Annotated in this window: 10 protein-coding genes; 4 read left to right on the forward strand and 6 right to left on the reverse strand. The window is 62.4% G+C overall.

The genetic code is table 11. The features are described 5' to 3' along the window. Positions 1-33: 33 nt before the first annotated feature. The 5 genes from LDN75_RS14515 to LDN75_RS14535 all read right to left on the reverse strand — a co-directional run bounded on the left by LDN75_RS14515 (position 34) and on the right by LDN75_RS14535 (position 8,210). Entirely contained in the window at positions 34-1,065 is a 1,032-nt protein-coding gene (locus tag LDN75_RS14515; RefSeq protein ID WP_223932988.1) for a DegV family protein, read from the reverse strand. Between the two features lie 16 nt (positions 1,066-1,081). Next, a complete protein-coding gene (gene leuS, locus LDN75_RS14520) occupies positions 1,082-3,610 on the reverse strand; it encodes a leucine--tRNA ligase (protein WP_223932989.1) in 2,529 nt (842 codons plus the stop codon). Positions 3,611-3,912: 302 nt separating this feature from the next. Continuing rightward, positions 3,913-5,427 carry a glycerol kinase GlpK gene (gene glpK, locus LDN75_RS14525; protein ID WP_223932990.1) on the reverse strand — a complete coding sequence of 505 codons (1,515 nt, stop codon included), beginning with the start codon at positions 5,425-5,427 and terminating at the stop codon, positions 3,913-3,915. Positions 5,428-5,503: 76 nt separating this feature from the next. After that, positions 5,504-6,256: an MIP/aquaporin family protein gene (locus LDN75_RS14530; RefSeq protein ID WP_223932991.1), complete on the reverse strand. Its 753-nt coding sequence runs from the start codon at positions 6,254-6,256 to the stop codon at positions 5,504-5,506. A gap of 169 nt (positions 6,257-6,425) precedes the next feature. Further along, positions 6,426-8,210, reverse strand: a complete 1,785-nt coding sequence (locus tag LDN75_RS14535) for a glycerol-3-phosphate dehydrogenase/oxidase (protein ID WP_223937588.1) — start codon at positions 8,208-8,210, stop codon at positions 6,426-6,428. Between the two features lie 123 nt (positions 8,211-8,333). Between LDN75_RS14535 and LDN75_RS14540 the strand changes: the two genes are divergently transcribed. The 4 genes from LDN75_RS14540 to LDN75_RS14555 are packed head-to-tail and all read left to right on the forward strand — an operon-like array spanning position 8,334 to position 12,240. Continuing rightward, positions 8,334-9,296, forward strand: a complete 963-nt coding sequence (locus LDN75_RS14540; protein WP_223932992.1) for a sugar-binding domain-containing protein — start codon at positions 8,334-8,336, stop codon at positions 9,294-9,296. 34 nt (positions 9,297-9,330) lie between these two features. Continuing rightward, entirely contained in the window at positions 9,331-10,212 is an 882-nt protein-coding gene (locus tag LDN75_RS14545) for an aldo/keto reductase (RefSeq protein WP_223932993.1), read from the forward strand. A gap of 10 nt (positions 10,213-10,222) precedes the next feature. Then, positions 10,223-11,167, forward strand: coding sequence for an alpha/beta hydrolase (locus LDN75_RS14550; protein WP_223932994.1), 945 nt, complete (start codon positions 10,223-10,225; stop codon positions 11,165-11,167). Then, positions 11,164-12,240: a glycosyltransferase family 1 protein gene (locus LDN75_RS14555; protein WP_223932995.1), complete on the forward strand. Its 1,077-nt coding sequence runs from the start codon at positions 11,164-11,166 to the stop codon at positions 12,238-12,240. Before LDN75_RS14550 ends, LDN75_RS14555 begins: the two co-directional genes overlap by 4 nt. Positions 12,241-12,270: 30 nt before the next feature. On the opposite strand, the gene LDN75_RS14560 is transcribed toward LDN75_RS14555, so the two are convergent. Continuing rightward, on the reverse strand, positions 12,271-14,376 hold the full coding sequence (locus LDN75_RS14560) for a primosomal protein N' (RefSeq protein WP_223932996.1): 2,106 nt from the start codon (positions 14,374-14,376) through the stop codon (positions 12,271-12,273). Positions 14,377-14,468: the final 92 nt, after the last annotated feature.

Consider the following 14,468-nt stretch of genomic DNA (forward strand, 5'->3'; position numbering starts at 1 on the left):
GCGCAGTGGGCCACTTAGTCTATGTGGATAAGCTCAAGTGGGCGTGCTGCTCTCCCCCACGATGACCGCAAGGACTCCCAAACCTGCGTGCGCCGCGAGGACGGCGGGAAGGGCGCTGATCTGGGCGGGCGGACAGTCCGGGCATTTCTCCCGAAGGCGTGCGGCCAATGCTTCGGCCTCAAGCTGGTTACCAAAATGATGAACCGCCAACCGTTGCTGACCAGCAGGTCTGGAAGCGACATCAGCCGCCACGATCTCCTCAAGCCGGGCTATAGCGCGCACAGCGGAGCGGACCTTTTCCAACGGAACGATCCTGCCGCCGTCGACCGCAAGTATTGGCTTAATGGCCAGCACCGTCCCCAGCAGCGATGCCGCCGCTCCAATGCGTCCCCCGCGCCTGAGCTGTTCCAGGCTCGGAACGTAGAAGTAGACCTTGGTACGTTCCATGCGCTTTTCCGCAAAAGCGCGAACTTCATCAGCGGGCAGGCCTGCGGCCGCGGCAACTACGGCGCTCTGCACTCCCATACCTTGCGCCATTCCGACGGTGCGTGAGTCCAGTACCTCCACCGGGATACCGACCCGGGCTGCAGCAAGACGCGCGGCATCGGCGGTTCCGGACAATTCGGAGGAAATATGGATGGACACCACAGCTTCGAACCCTCGGTTCTGGGCGGCACGGTAAGCCTGTTCAAACTGGCCGGGTGAGGGTCGGGATGTCTTTACGGATGCACCCGACGCCAAGGCAACGGCCAACGTCTCGGTGATGTCGTCTTCGCCTTCACCGTAGATCTCGCTCCCCACCATGACTGGCATGGGAACCACGGCAAGACGGCCGTCCGCGGCAAAGGCCGCAACCCAGTCGGCTGGTAAGGCCGCTGCCGAATCCGTCACCACGGCGGTCTTTACGACGGCGGGAAGCGCCTCATCGGCAATGGGAACCGGGAGCGCGGGCTGCCGGAGGCGGGACAGCCGTTCCTTGAGCCACATCCAGGCGGGTGGTTCTCGCTCGGGCACGCAACCTCCAACAATGGTGACCGGCCGCCGGCACAATGCCGGCGGCCGCAAAGTCCGTTATGCCTGGTTAGGCGGGGACGATGTTCACCAGTTTAGGCGCCCGCACGATCACGGTGCGGATGCCACGGCCATCCATGGCACGCTGGACATTTTCGGATGCCAGTGCCAGTTCACGGAGTTCGTCCTCGCTGATGTCCGGCGATACTTCCAACCGGTCGCGGACCTTGCCCTGGACCTGGACAACGGCGGTGACGGTGTCCTGGACGAGCAGGGCGTCGTCGTGCTTCGGCCAGCCGGCGTTGGCCACGGAGGCGGGGTGTCCCAGGGTGTTCCAGAGATCCTCTGCCGTGTAAGGGGCGAAAAGGCTCAAGATCACAGCAACGGCCTCAACGGCCTCACGCACGGCAGGGTCTGCTCCACCGGCTCCGGAGTCGATGGTCTTACGCGTAGCGTTGACCAACTCCATGAGGCGTGCCACCACGACATTGAATTTGTTGTTGTCCAACAGTTCGGCGGCATCAGCGATGGTCTTGTGGGTTACCGTGCGCAGTGCGCGGTCACCGGCGATGGCATCAGCTCCGGGTTCGCTGATGACGTCCTGGCCGAGGCGCCAGGCACGGGCCAGGAACTTGGCCGAACCAGACGGCGAGACGTCTGCCCAGTCAACATCGTCCTCAGGGGGCGAGGCGAAGACCATGGTCAGGCGAACGGCGTCGACGCCGAACTTGTCCAACTGCTCGCCAAGGTCCACACCATTGCCAAGGGACTTGCTCATGGCCTTGCCCCCATTGAGCACCTGACCCTGGTTGAGCAGTGCGCTAAAGGGCTCGCTGGCCTCGATCAGGCCGATGTCCTTGATGACCTTGGTAAAGAACCGGGCGTAGAGCAGGTGCAGGATGGCGTGCTCCACGCCGCCTACGTACTGCCCCACGGGCATCCAGTCATTAATCTTCGCCGGATCAAACGGGCCCTCGGTGTAGTGGGGCGAGACGAACCGCAGGAAGTACCAGGAAGAATCCACGAACGTATCCATGGTGTCCGTGTCGCGCTGCGCTGCCCGGCCGCAGTTGGGGCACTCGACGTTGACCCATTCGACGGCGGCGGCCAGCGGGGAGGTGCCCTTCGGCGCCAGTGCCTCGCCGCGCAGGTCTTCGGGCAGCTTCACGGGCAATTGGTCGTCGGGTACGGGCACTTCGCCGCATTCGGCGCAGTGAATGATCGGGATGGGCGTGCCCCAGAAGCGCTGGCGGCTGAGCAGCCAGTCGCGGAGCCGGAAGTTGACGAACTTCTCGCCGGTACCCAACTTCTCCAGGATCTCGATTGCGGCCGGGATGCCCTCGGACTTGGACAGTCCATCCAAGTCGCCGGAGTTCTTGAGCTTTCCTTCGCCGGCAGTGGCAACGCCGGTCTCGGCGGGGTCTTCCTCGCCGGTATCCAGTACGGCGCGGACGGGCAGGTCAAACGCCTTGGCGAAATCGAGGTCGCGCTGGTCGTGCGCCGGAACAGCCATGATGGCTCCGGTGCCGTAGTCGGCCAGAACGTAGTCAGCTGCCCACACAGGAAGCTTCTCACCGTTCAGCGGATTGATCGCGTAGCGTCCGGTAAAGACACCCGTCTTCTCGCGCTCTGTGGACTGGCGCTCGATCTCGGAGAGGGCCTTGACCTTTTCCCGGTAAGCCATGAGTTCGTCATGCTGTTCAGGAGTGACGAGGTCCAGGGCCAAATGCGCATCCGCAGCAACCACAAAGAACGTTGCCCCGTAGAGGGTGTCCGGGCGCGTGGTGAAGACGGTGACTTCGCGCTCGGCCCGGTCCTGGGTGGCCTCGATGACAAAGCGGACGTGGGCGCCCTCGGAGCGGCCAATCCAGTTCCGCTGCATGGCCAGCACTCGCTCGGGCCAATGGCCCTGGAGCTGGTCCATGTCCTCGAGCAGGCGATCGGCGTACTCGGTGATCTTGAAGTACCACTGGTTCAGCGACTTCTTGGTGACAGCCGTGCCACAGCGCTCACATGCACCGTTGACGACCTGCTCGTTCGCGAGGACGGTGAGGTCCTTGGGGCACCAGTTGACGGGCGAGTCCTTGCGGTACGCCAAGCCACGCTCGTAGAAGCGCTTGAACAGCCACTGGGTCCACCGGTAGTACTCGGGGTCGGACGTGTGCAGGCGCCGGGACCAGTCAGCCGAAATGGCGTAGCGCTTGAACGAGGCGGCCTGGGTATCGATGTTGGCGTAGGTCCACTCGCTGGGGTGGGCGTTGCGCTTAATGGCCGCATTCTCAGCGGGGAGGCCGAAGGAGTCCCAACCGATGGGGTGCAGGACATCGTAGCCCTTCTGGCGCAGGTAGCGCGCTACGACGTCGCCCATGGCGAACGCTTCGGCGTGCCCCATGTGGAGGTCGCCGGAGGGGTAGGGGAACATGTCCAACACGTAGCGGCGTTCCCGCGAACCGTCGTCAAGCGGGGTGAACACCTTGAGGTCTTCCCAGACCTGCGGCCACTTGGCTTCCATCGCGGCGAAGCTGTAGACGCCTTCTTCAGGCGCTCCAGCTGCGGCTGTCTGTGCTGTTCCGGTCTCTGTCTCCGGCTGAACGCTCACTGCTGCCCTCTTCTGTTCTTCGATGGCGGTTTTGCCTCCTGCTGCGCTCCAGGTAAGCCCCGGACACACAAAAGCCCCTCGACAATGGAGGGGCGGCCGCTCGGCTGTTGATTGCCGGGCGGCTAGCTAAGCAGAAGGATCGCACGCATAGATCTACAATAGCGCACGATCAAACTCCCAGGTCGCATCGAGCGGCTTACAGAGCTGATGGTTGAGTTGACGGCAGCCGCGCCTCGCCCCGGGTGTGGTGGGCACCGCGAAGCGGGCGGGGCAGGCGCGGCTGCCGTCAACGTCAGGTCAGACTACTTCACATCTTCGTCGACCCAGTCCATGGACTTGGTAACGGCCTTCTTCCAGAGTCGCAGCTGGCGCTCCTGCTCTTCGGCGGGCATCTGCGGCTCCCAGCGCTTGTCCTCGCCCCAGTTGGCGCTGAGTTCGCCCAGGTCCTTCCAGAATCCGACAGCCAGGCCTGCAGCGTACGCGGCGCCCAGGGCCGTGGTTTCAACCACCTTCGGGCGGACTACCGGCACGCCGAGGATGTCAGCCTGGAACTGCATGAGTGCCTCGTTGGCGACCATGCCGCCGTCGACCTTCAGTTCGGTGAGGGGAACACCCGAGTCCGCGTTGACGGCATCGAGTACCTCGCGGGTCTGGAACGCAGTCGCCTCAAGGGCAGCACGTGCAATGTGGCCCTTGTTGGCGAAGCGGGTGAGGCCCACGATTGCGCCTCGAGCGTCAGCCCTCCAGTACGGAGCGAACAAGCCGGAGAACGCGGGGACGATGTAGACGCCGCCGTTGTCCTTGACCGCCGCTGCGAGTTCCTCGACCTCTGGAGCGGAACTGATCATGCCGAGGTTGTCGCGGAGCCACTGAATCAGGGAACCGGTGACGGCGATGGAACCTTCCAGGGCGTAGTGCGGCTTGTCGTCGCCCAACTTGTATCCCAGGGTGGTGAGCAGACCGTTCTTGGAGTGAACGATTTCCTCGCCGGTGTTAAAGATCAGGAAGCAACCCGTGCCGTAGGTATTCTTCGCTTCACCTGCTTGGAACGCGGCTTGACCAAATGTTGCAGCCTGCTGGTCGCCCAGGATACCGGCCACGGGAACTTCGCGAAGCAGCTGGGAGGTGTGGACGTGACCGTAGACCTCCGAGGAGGACTTGATGGCGGGCATCATGGAGGCCGGAACACCGAAGATGTCCAGGATTTCCTGGTCCCATTGCAGCGTCTCAAGGTCCATGAACAAAGTGCGGGACGCGTTGGTAACGTCGGTGACATGCACGCCGCCGTCGACTCCGCCGGTCAGGTTCCAGAGAACCCAGGCGTCAGTGTTGCCAAACAACAGGTCGCCCGCTTCAGCGCGTTCGCGGGCGCCATCGACGTTGTCCAGGATCCATTTGATCTTGGTGCCTGAGAAGTAGGTAGCCAGCGGCAGGCCTACCTTCTGTTTGAAGCGCTCAGGTCCACCGTCCCTGGCAAGCTCGTCCACAATCGGCTGGGTCCGGGTGTCCTGCCAGACGATGGCGTTGTAAACGGCCTCGCCCGTGTTTTTGTCCCAGACCACGGCGGTTTCACGCTGGTTGGTGATTCCGACGGCGGCAATATCGTGCCGCGTCAGGTTCGCCTTGGACAGGGCGGAACCAATGACCTCCCGGGTGTTGTTCCAGATCTCGGCGGGGTTGTGCTCGACCCAACCTGCCTGCGGGAAAATCTGCTCGTGTTCCATCTGTCCCGTTGACACAATGTTGCCCGTGTGGTCAAAGACGATGGCGCGGGAGCTGGTGGTGCCCTGGTCGATGGCGATGACGTATTGATTCATGGTGACGTCCTTGTCTCAGTGGTTATCTGCGGTTTTTGATCGGGTAGGGCGGATTGCCCGCTTCAGAGGTGTGGAGCTAGCCGGCGACGGACGGCATGATCCCTGGAACGATGTTGGCCATGAGGCCTGCCAGCGTACCGCCGACCAGGGGCCCGACGACAGGGATCCACGAGTAGGCCCAGTCACTGGAACCCTTGCCCTTGATGGGAAGCACGGCGTGGGCGATGCGGGGTCCGAGGTCACGTGCCGGGTTGATGGCGTAACCCGTGGGGCCGCCGATGGAGACACCGATACCGACCACGAGCAGCGCTACCGCCAACGGGCCCAGTCCCGAGGGAGTGCCGCCGAGGGTCAGGATGACGAAGACCAGAACGAACGTGCCGATGATCTCGGTGATGAGGTTCCATGGGGTTGAACGGATGGCCGGGCCTGTGGAGAACGTTCCCAGCTTGTTGGCTGCCAGGGGCTCTTCATCGAAGTGCTGCTTGTACGCGAGCCAGCAAACAACGGCGCCCAGGAAAGCGCCGAGCAGTTCGCCGCCGAAGTACGTCAGCGTGGAGGCGAAGTCCACGCTGACATCGGGCGCGTATTCCTTGCTTCCCTTAACAAGCAGGCCCAGGGTAACAGCAGGGTTCAGGTGCGCACCGGACTTTGCGGCCACGAAAACGCCCGCGAAGACCGCAATACCCCAGCCCCACGTCACCATCAAGAAACCACCGTTGTTGCCCTTGGTGCCTTTGAGCGCAACGTTTGCCACGACGCCACAACCCAGCAGGGTCAGCATCATGGTTCCGAATACTTCGGAAAGGAAAACTATTCCAAGAGACATCTTTGACTCCTCATTTTTCTGTTGTCAGCCTCCTCGCGGGTTGAAGAGGCTGTGGGGATAGTTCCGTTTTCCGCAACCATCCCGGTGTGGTGAGGCCCCAAAGGGCCCACCTACCCCGTTTCCGTCCCTGCAGCAGAGTGGGACGGTAAAGCATTTTGTGCAGTCGGCCTCAGGCTACGAGACTGTGCACGTCAACCTTGTGGAACCTCTGCAGGACTTCCTGGGCGTGGCGGATTTCTGCCTCACGGACGGTGGCATCCCAACCGAGCGGTTCAGCCAACGCTGCGGCGATTTCATTCAGCAACTCGCCGGTCACCAGGCCGCGGAACGCGAGCGAGGTCCGCCGAATGAGGACATCCACCAGATGTCCGATCTGCTCGTGCTCAGCCATGAAAGCCAGTTCACGAACACTGAGTTCCCGGGTGGACCGAAGTGCCTGGTCATGTCCGGCGTTCAAGTAATCGATGACTGCTTCTGCCCGTGTCCCATACCGGGTCAGGAGACCAGCCACGCGATCGGCGTCCAGCCCCGGCCCCATGTGCTTCTTGATCCACTCCTGTTCGCCTTGTTCCGTGGCAGGGAAGCCGGCGCCACCGCCGATGGCGAGTTTCGCCGTCGAAACCTTCCGTTCCTGGCCCAATTCGCGGAGAACGTCGTTGGTCATGTGTTCGGCAAGCGCCCGGAAGGTGGTCCATTTGCCACCCACCAAGCTGAGTACGACGACGTCCTTGCCGCCTGGCGTAGCCATGGCACCCTCACGGGATCGGACGCTGCGTTCGATCCTGTAATCCCGTGAGACGAATCCAGGCTGCGTGGCGTCGTGGCGCGGCAGGGGGCGGACACCAGCGAAGCTGTACACGATCTGGCCACGGTCCACCTTGATGGTGGGGAAGACGTGGCCGATCAGGTCGAAGAAGTAGTCGATTTCGGATTCGGTGCAGACGGCGTCTTCCGACATGTCGGCGTCAACGTCCGTGGTGCCCACCAACACCCGGTCCCCCATCGGGTAAATAAGAACGATGCGGCCATCTGTGTGTTCGAAGAAGATCTCGCGGCCATTGCAGGCGGCCAGCAGTTCCGGGTGGTCCAGCACGATGTGCGAACCCTTGGTGCCGCCCATGAACTGGCTGGCGGCTCCCATGGCCTGGTTGGTCAGGTCAACCCACGCGCCAGTGGTGTTAACGATGACGTCGGCCTGGAAGTCGAACTCCTTGCCGCTCAATTCGTCACGGAGCCGCACTCCGTCTGTACCCATGGAAACCAGTGACACGTAGTTGCTGGCACGGGCCGTCCCGCCCGGCAGTCCCCCACCGCGCCCCGCCTTCTCGCCATCCTGCAGCACGTCCAGGGTGAGCCGCTCAGGGTTGTGCACGGACGCGTCAAAGTAGGTTGCCGCATATTTGATTCCAGGATGCAGCTTGGGTAGCTCAGCCAAAGCCTTGTCCTTGCCGCGGAACTGGTGCCGGGGGACGCTCCCACCGTCACGGGAGAAGAAGTCGTACATGCTCAGGCCGAGCTTGATGAGGAAGGCGCCCCGTTCCTTCGGCTTGCCCTGCTTGTGGGTCAGGAAACGCATGGGAGCGGACAGGACGCCCGAGAAGGTGCTGAAGATGGGAATGGTGGTTTGTAGCGGCTTGACGTAGTGCGGGGCGATCCGGAGGAGCCTGTTGCGCTCCACCACTGATTCCTGAACAAGGCGGAACTCACCGTTCTCCAGGTATCGGATGCCGCCATGGATCATGTGCGACGAGGCACCGCTGGCGCCTTGGCAATAGTCCCCACGCTCCACGAGGGCAACATCAATGCCCTGCAGGGCAAGGTCCCGGAAGGTTCCTACGCCGTTGATACCGCCACCGATGATGAGCACCTTCGCCGAAGGCCGCTCCCGCAGGGCGGTAACAGATTCACGCCGATGCGCATCAGAGGAGGTACCGGAAATCCTGTTGTGTCCCAAAACTGCTCCCTTGGGCTTGGTTTGTGCGCGGCGTTGGACCGTCGCTGCACCTTTCACCACTAATCTGGCGAAGGTGGAAAATGGAGTCAAGCTATTTGCACAAACGTGCAGTAAGGAAATGAGATGGGACGCTCACGTCACTCGGATGCCCTCCGGGCCGCACAGATGTACTACCTGCAGGACCTCACCATGGATGCGATCGCGCGGGAGCTCAGGACCTCACGCTCTACGGTCTCCAGGCTCCTGTCTTCCGCCCGGGAAACAGGTCTGGTCCAGGTCCAGATCCGCAGCCCTTTTGACACCGCTCCCGAGTTGGAGAGCCAAATTCGCAACAAATTCAAGGTGGACGTCCACGTGGTGCCGGTGCTGGACACCTTGAACGAGGCGGAAACGCTTGACCGCGTGGCCATGCAGGCAGCGCGGACCATAGGACCCCTGGTGGATTCCAATGCCATCATCGGCATTGCCTGGGGCGCCACACTCAGCGCCGTGAGCCGGCACCTGACCCGAAAAGTCACGCATGACACGATCGTGGTCCAACTCAATGGCGCCGGGAACATGCAGACAACAGGCATCACGTACGCGAGCGACATCATGCGACGCTTTGGCAGCGCCTACGGAGCGCGGGTGGAACAATTTCCCGTCCCAGCGTTTTTCGATCACGCCGCTACCAAGACGGCCATGTGGAATGAGCGCAGCGTTCAACGCATCCTGGATCTGCAGGCGCGCATGAGCATCGCTATTTTCGGCGTTGGATCCGTTGATTCGGACTATCCAAGCCATGTGTACGCCGGCGGATACCTCGACGAACAAGACCTCAGCATGTTGGCTGCCGACGACGTGGTGGGCGACGTTGCCACCGTCTTCTTCCGCAGTGATGGATCATCTGACGGCATTACCCTGAACGAACGGTCCACTGGCCCAAGCCATGAACAGCTACGGCAGGTGCGGCGCCGGATTTGCGTCGTGTCCGGCGCCTCCAAAATCAACGGCCTGCAGGGCGCCTTGGCAGCAGGGCTTGCCACGGATCTCATCCTCGATGAAGCCTCGGCGCGCCGCTTGGTGAGTTTCAGTGGCCAGTCCTGAGGCATTCCGCCGCGAAATGGGTAGAGTCGTTGATATGAGATTCCCGGCCCGGCTGACCTTGAACAATGGCGTGATGATTGACCGCTTGGGATTCGGACTCTATAAAGTGCCGCCAAAAGAAGCTGAGACTTTGGTGAGCACTGCCCTCGGCGAAGGGTACCGGCGCTTCGATACCGCGGCCATGTACCGAAATGAAGTGGGCGTAGGCCGCGCAATCGGTGGTGCGATCGGAGATGCCAACGAGGCAAACCTCGGCACGGGTGGTTCCGGAGAATCCGTGCACGCCTTGGCCAGGGAAGACGTGTTTGTTACCACCAAGGTCTGGAATGACGACCACGGCTACGACTCCACGCTCCGTGCCTTCGATTCATCCATGGCCAACCTTGGACTGGACTACGTGGACCTTTACCTCATCCACTGGCCTTGTGCCGGCCGAGGACTGTTCGTAGAGACCTATAAAGCCATGGAGACCCTGTACCGGGAAGGCAAAGTGCGGGCCATCGGGGTCTCGAATTTCCAGCCGGGGCACTTGGAAGAACTCATGCAGAAAGCCGAAGTGGTTCCGGCCGTCAATCAGATCGAGCTGCACCCCTGGCTTCAGCAGCCCAGGCTTCGGACACTTCACGAACAACTTGGGATCCGTACCGAAGCATGGAGCCCGCTGGGCCGGGGACAGGTTCTTGCCGACCCCGCGATCGTGGATTTGGCTGAAAAGTACGGCAGGACACCGGCCCAAATCATCCTCCGGTGGCATCTCCAGCTCGGAAACCTCGTCATTCCGAAAGCCAGCTCCGCTGGGCGGATCAAGGAGAACTTTGCCGTTTTCGACTTCGAACTGGAGGCGGCAGATATGGACGGCATGGCCGCTCTTGAACGCCACCACCGCACGGGCTCGCACCCGGACAACGTGAACTAGGAACGGCCGAATGGAAAAAGTGGACACCGCGCACACCCCTGAAGGTGCAGAGGCCCCTGTTGAATTCTTTAGCAAATCCCTGCCAGGGCGGACCATCGCCTCCGATGTAGACGTCGACGGCAGCAATGTAGCGTATTGGACGTACGAACCCGTCAAACCCACCCAACATACGCGTACCATCTTGGTCATTCACGGTTTTCGGGGTGACCACCATGGATTGCTCCGGGTAGCGGACCAGCTTCCGGACATGCGGATCATCATGCCGGACCTCCCGGCGTTTGGCAGTTCAGAACCCTTCCTTGACGGCCAACACAGCGTCGAGCGCTACGGCCATTTCATCTCCGGTTTCATGGCTGCCCTGGACCTGGGCCCCAAAACAGTGCTTCTCGGCCACTCGTTTGGCTCCATCGTCGCCAGCCATTTTGCGGCCCGGAATCCCGGTACCATTTATCCGCTGATCCTGATCAACCCCATCGCCGCGCCTGCGTTGGAAGGTCCCAAAGGGATCATGACCAAGCTAGCGGTGTTCTACTACCAGGTATCCGCCAAGCTCCCCAAGCGCTTTGGACTTGCCCTCCTGCGCAACCGTGCCATCGTCCGGGTCATGAGTATCACCATGGCCAAGACCAAAGACAAAAACCTGCGACGCTTCATCCACGGCCAGCACGATGCCTACTTCAGCGCTTTCGCGGACCGGAGGAGCTTGCTCGAATCCTTCAAGGCATCCGTGTCGGGCACTGTGGCAGACGTCGCCGAGGAGCTACGGCTCCCCGTACTGCTGATCGCCGGCGAAAAAGACGAGATCGCCACGTTGCCCAACCAGCACAAACTGATGGAGCGCCTTCCGGAGGCCACGCTGGAAGTGATTCCCGACGTCGGGCATTTGATCCATTACGAGACTCCGGCCCCGGCTGCCGCAGCTATCCGCACATTCCTGGAGGAACACCCCGCGTGAAAATTGTCATCGATGCCCGCTTCACCAAGACGGACCACCACGATGGCATCAGCCGCTACGGTTCAAGCCTCATTGCAGCAACATCCAAAATCGCGGATGTCACCATGCTCATCAACGACAAACGGCAACTCGCATTGCTTCCGGACGTCCCCTATGTGATGATCAACAGCCCGTTATCCCCGCTTGAGCTGTTCGTGGCCCGTAAAGTCAACCCGCTGGGCGCCGACGTCGTAGTGTGCCCGATGCAGACCATGGGCACCCTGGGCCGGAAGTACGGCCTGATCCTTACGCTTCACGACCTCATCTACTACGAACACCCCGCTCCCCCGGGGTTCCTTCCAGCTCCAGTGCGCTTCCTGTGGCGGCTTTACCATAAGGCGTACTGGCCCCAGCGCGTACTCCTGAACCGGGCCGACATCGTGGCAACCATCAGCAGGACCACAGAGGCCTTGATGGCGAAGTTCACTTTGACCCGCCGTCCGGTGCGAATCGTGGGCAATGCCCCGCAGCCCGGTCAAACGCCCCGCGATCCTGCGGCCGGCGCGGATAAAACCCTGCTGTACATGGGTTCTTTCATGCCGTACAAGAACGTGGAAACCATGATTCGCGGAATGGCCGGCCTGCCGGAGTACACACTGCACTTGCTGAGCCGCATCACGCCCCAGCGCCGGGCAGAACTCGAAGCCTTGGTCCCCCATGGGGCAAAGGTCCAGTTCCACAACGGTGTGACCGACGCCGAGTATGAGGGGCTCCTGACCAGGGCAACGGCACTCATCAGCTTGTCCCGGGCCGAGGGATATGGTTTGCCGTTGGTGGAAGCGATGTCGCTTGGGACCCCTGTCATCGCCAGCGACATCCCGATCTTCCGGGAAGTAGGCGGCGACGCCGTCAGCTACGTCGATCCCGAGTCGCCCACGGACTTCGCCGCGGCCGTCACGGCCTTGGGCGATGACAGGTTGTGGCAGGAACGTTCGCGCAGGTCCGTTGAACGTGCTGGAGACTTCAACTGGGACGAATCCGCCCGGCAACTGCTGGCTGCCGCAGAAGAGGTGGTTGCGCTTCGCAAGCGCTAGGTGTGGCAGCCCTCAACGGGTGGCCAAAGGCTAGAGGACGTCCACGCCATCCAGCCGTAGCTGAACCGGGCCGCCTGTACGCTTTGCCGCATTCGCTGCTTTGACGGCACGCATGGCACGAGTGGCGTCCGCGGCATCGGCATAAGGAATGAAATACAGAATGCGGACATCTGCCTCGGCCTCGCCTCCAGAGCCTTGGGGACCGCTGGAGGCCAACTGAACGGGCGCTGGACCGGCGAGGCGAAGCCTTGTACCGGACCTCAGTTTGGCGCCTGCCTCGAAAGCATCGGAAAAATGCGCGACGTCGGCCCTTGGCCCGGTCACGGAAGCCACTCGCACTGCCGGGGGAAGCTGAAGCTCCTTCCGCAGTGCCAATTCACGCGACGCGTAGCCTGGTGCGTCCCAGCGCAGCAGCGCTCCGGTGGCAGTTGTGTCGTCCGCCGTGATGACTACCAGTCCCCCCTGGTTGGAGGGTCGCACCAGCGCCGCAGCGTTGAACCACCGCCGGACGGTGTCCTCACCGGCCCGCAGGTTCTCCCGGCGGAGCAGTGAATTGCCGTCCAGGAGCAGCGCCGCAGCGTATCCCTGGGGAGCCACGGGTTCGGCACCCACCGTAGCCACCACCAACGCCGGAGCGTCTGGCACCGTGGCTTTGATGTTCTCCCCGGAAGAGGTGATCACCGTCTTTCCGGGAAAAGCCCGCCCTAGTTCCTCTGCCGTTCGCACGGCTCCAGTCGCGCCCCGGCGCAAGTGGGTGCCGTTGCAATGGTTACAGCGCCACCGCGGCGCCGGCGTGGAGCACCAGCGGCATATCGGCAGGGCGGAACTGCTGGAGATGGCCAAAGGTCCTTGGCAAGCGTTGCAGCGGGCCAGCTCCCGGCACGTTTCGCACACCAAGGAGGGTGCATAGCCGGCGCGTGCAACTTGCACCAGGACCGGGCCATGTTCGAGGCCTTCCTTCGCCGCGCGCCACGCCGCTCCGGGCAAACGTGCAATCCGGGCCAGCGGATCGCGTTCCTGCTCAAAGCTGTCAGCGGTGTTGAGTACACGCGGCACCGTGGAGCGAATGACGGTTCGGGGCGCTTCGATCGGCACAGCCCACTGCATTTCAACCAGGCGCTGGAGCTCGGTGCTGCGACTATGGGATGCCATCAGGCAGGCTGCGTTCTCCTGCTCGGCCCGCAGGAGCAGGACTTCCCGAGTGTGCGCATAGGGAGCGCGCTGATCGATATGGAGGTCGTCGCCGTCGTCCCAGCAGACCACGAGGCCCAGCTCCCGGACCGGCGCGTAGGCGGCAGATCGCGTGCCGATGGCTACGCGAGCCTCGCCACTCAGGACCCGGAGGAAATTTCTGTAGCGGGGCGTTTGACCGTCATCAGCCGCCAGCCGTGCAACGTCACCCGCTGGGAGGACTTTTGCCAGTGCCGCCTCCAGCTGTCCAAGGTCCCTGTAATCCGGGACGACAACCACTGCACCACGGCCGGAAGCCCGGACTGACGCCACAGCGGAGGCAACCAGCGAAGGCCAACCGTCGGGGCCGAATCCCTGCAACGCGGTGAGGACGGCCTTGGGAGAACCCCCACCGGCCAGGTGATGCAGGTATGGCGCACCGTTGGAGTAGGAGCCCCAAGCATGGGCGTCCGGCACGTTTGCTGGGGTCTGCGGTTCTTGCCCGTGCCCTGCTTCGCCAGACAGCAACTCTTTCTCCACTTTGGCAACCCGTGGGGGAACGGCGGTACGCAGGACGTCGCTCAAGGTTCCGGCGTAACGCGCAGCTACCGTTCCAGCCAACTCCGCGATCTCTGGAGTAAGGACCGGCAACGGCGAGACCACCTTGTGAAGCGCAGTGAGCGCGTGGCCGGCATCCGAAGTGTCGGCGCGTGCCAGCACATACCCGTTAAGCTCCTGTCCGTTGAACTTCACTTTCACGCGGACGCCGGGAACGGCGGAATCAGCCAACTCAGCGGGCACGCTGTAATCAAAGGGCCTGTCCAAGTGGGGCAGGGAGGATTCCAGCACCACACGGGCCACCGGATTCTCTGCCGCCAGCGGAGGTCCGCTGACAGGAGCCTTGTCCGGGAATCCTTGAAGCAAAGAAGGTTGAAGCAGGGAGGGCTGGGCTTCATTTCCCGCCATGCTCTCTACCTCCAACTCTTTGTCACGGGGCTTCCCGCGCAGGCTAAACAAAGGATGCCCGCAGTGGGGGAAACCCACTGCGGGCATCTCTC

The sequence above is a fragment of the Arthrobacter sp. StoSoilB5 genome (assembly GCF_019977235.1).
Taxonomy (GTDB): Bacteria; Actinomycetota; Actinomycetes; order Actinomycetales; family Micrococcaceae; genus Arthrobacter.

Excerpts from the sequence above, each read along its gene's own strand:
- glpK (WP_223932990.1), bottom strand. The coding sequence starts at position 5,427 with ATGAATCAATACGTCATCGCCATCGACCAGGGCACCACCAGCTCCCGC.
- LDN75_RS14530 (WP_223932991.1), bottom strand. The coding sequence starts at position 6,256 with ATGTCTCTTGGAATAGTTTTCCTTTCCGAAGTATTCGGAACCATGATG.
- LDN75_RS14540 (WP_223932992.1), top strand. The coding sequence starts at position 8,334 with ATGGGACGCTCACGTCACTCGGATGCCCTCCGGGCCGCACAGATGTAC.
- LDN75_RS14545 (WP_223932993.1), top strand. The coding sequence starts at position 9,331 with ATGAGATTCCCGGCCCGGCTGACCTTGAACAATGGCGTGATGATTGAC.
- LDN75_RS14550 (WP_223932994.1), top strand. The coding sequence starts at position 10,223 with ATGGAAAAAGTGGACACCGCGCACACCCCTGAAGGTGCAGAGGCCCCT.
- LDN75_RS14560 (WP_223932996.1), bottom strand. The coding sequence starts at position 14,376 with ATGGCGGGAAATGAAGCCCAGCCCTCCCTGCTTCAACCTTCTTTGCTT.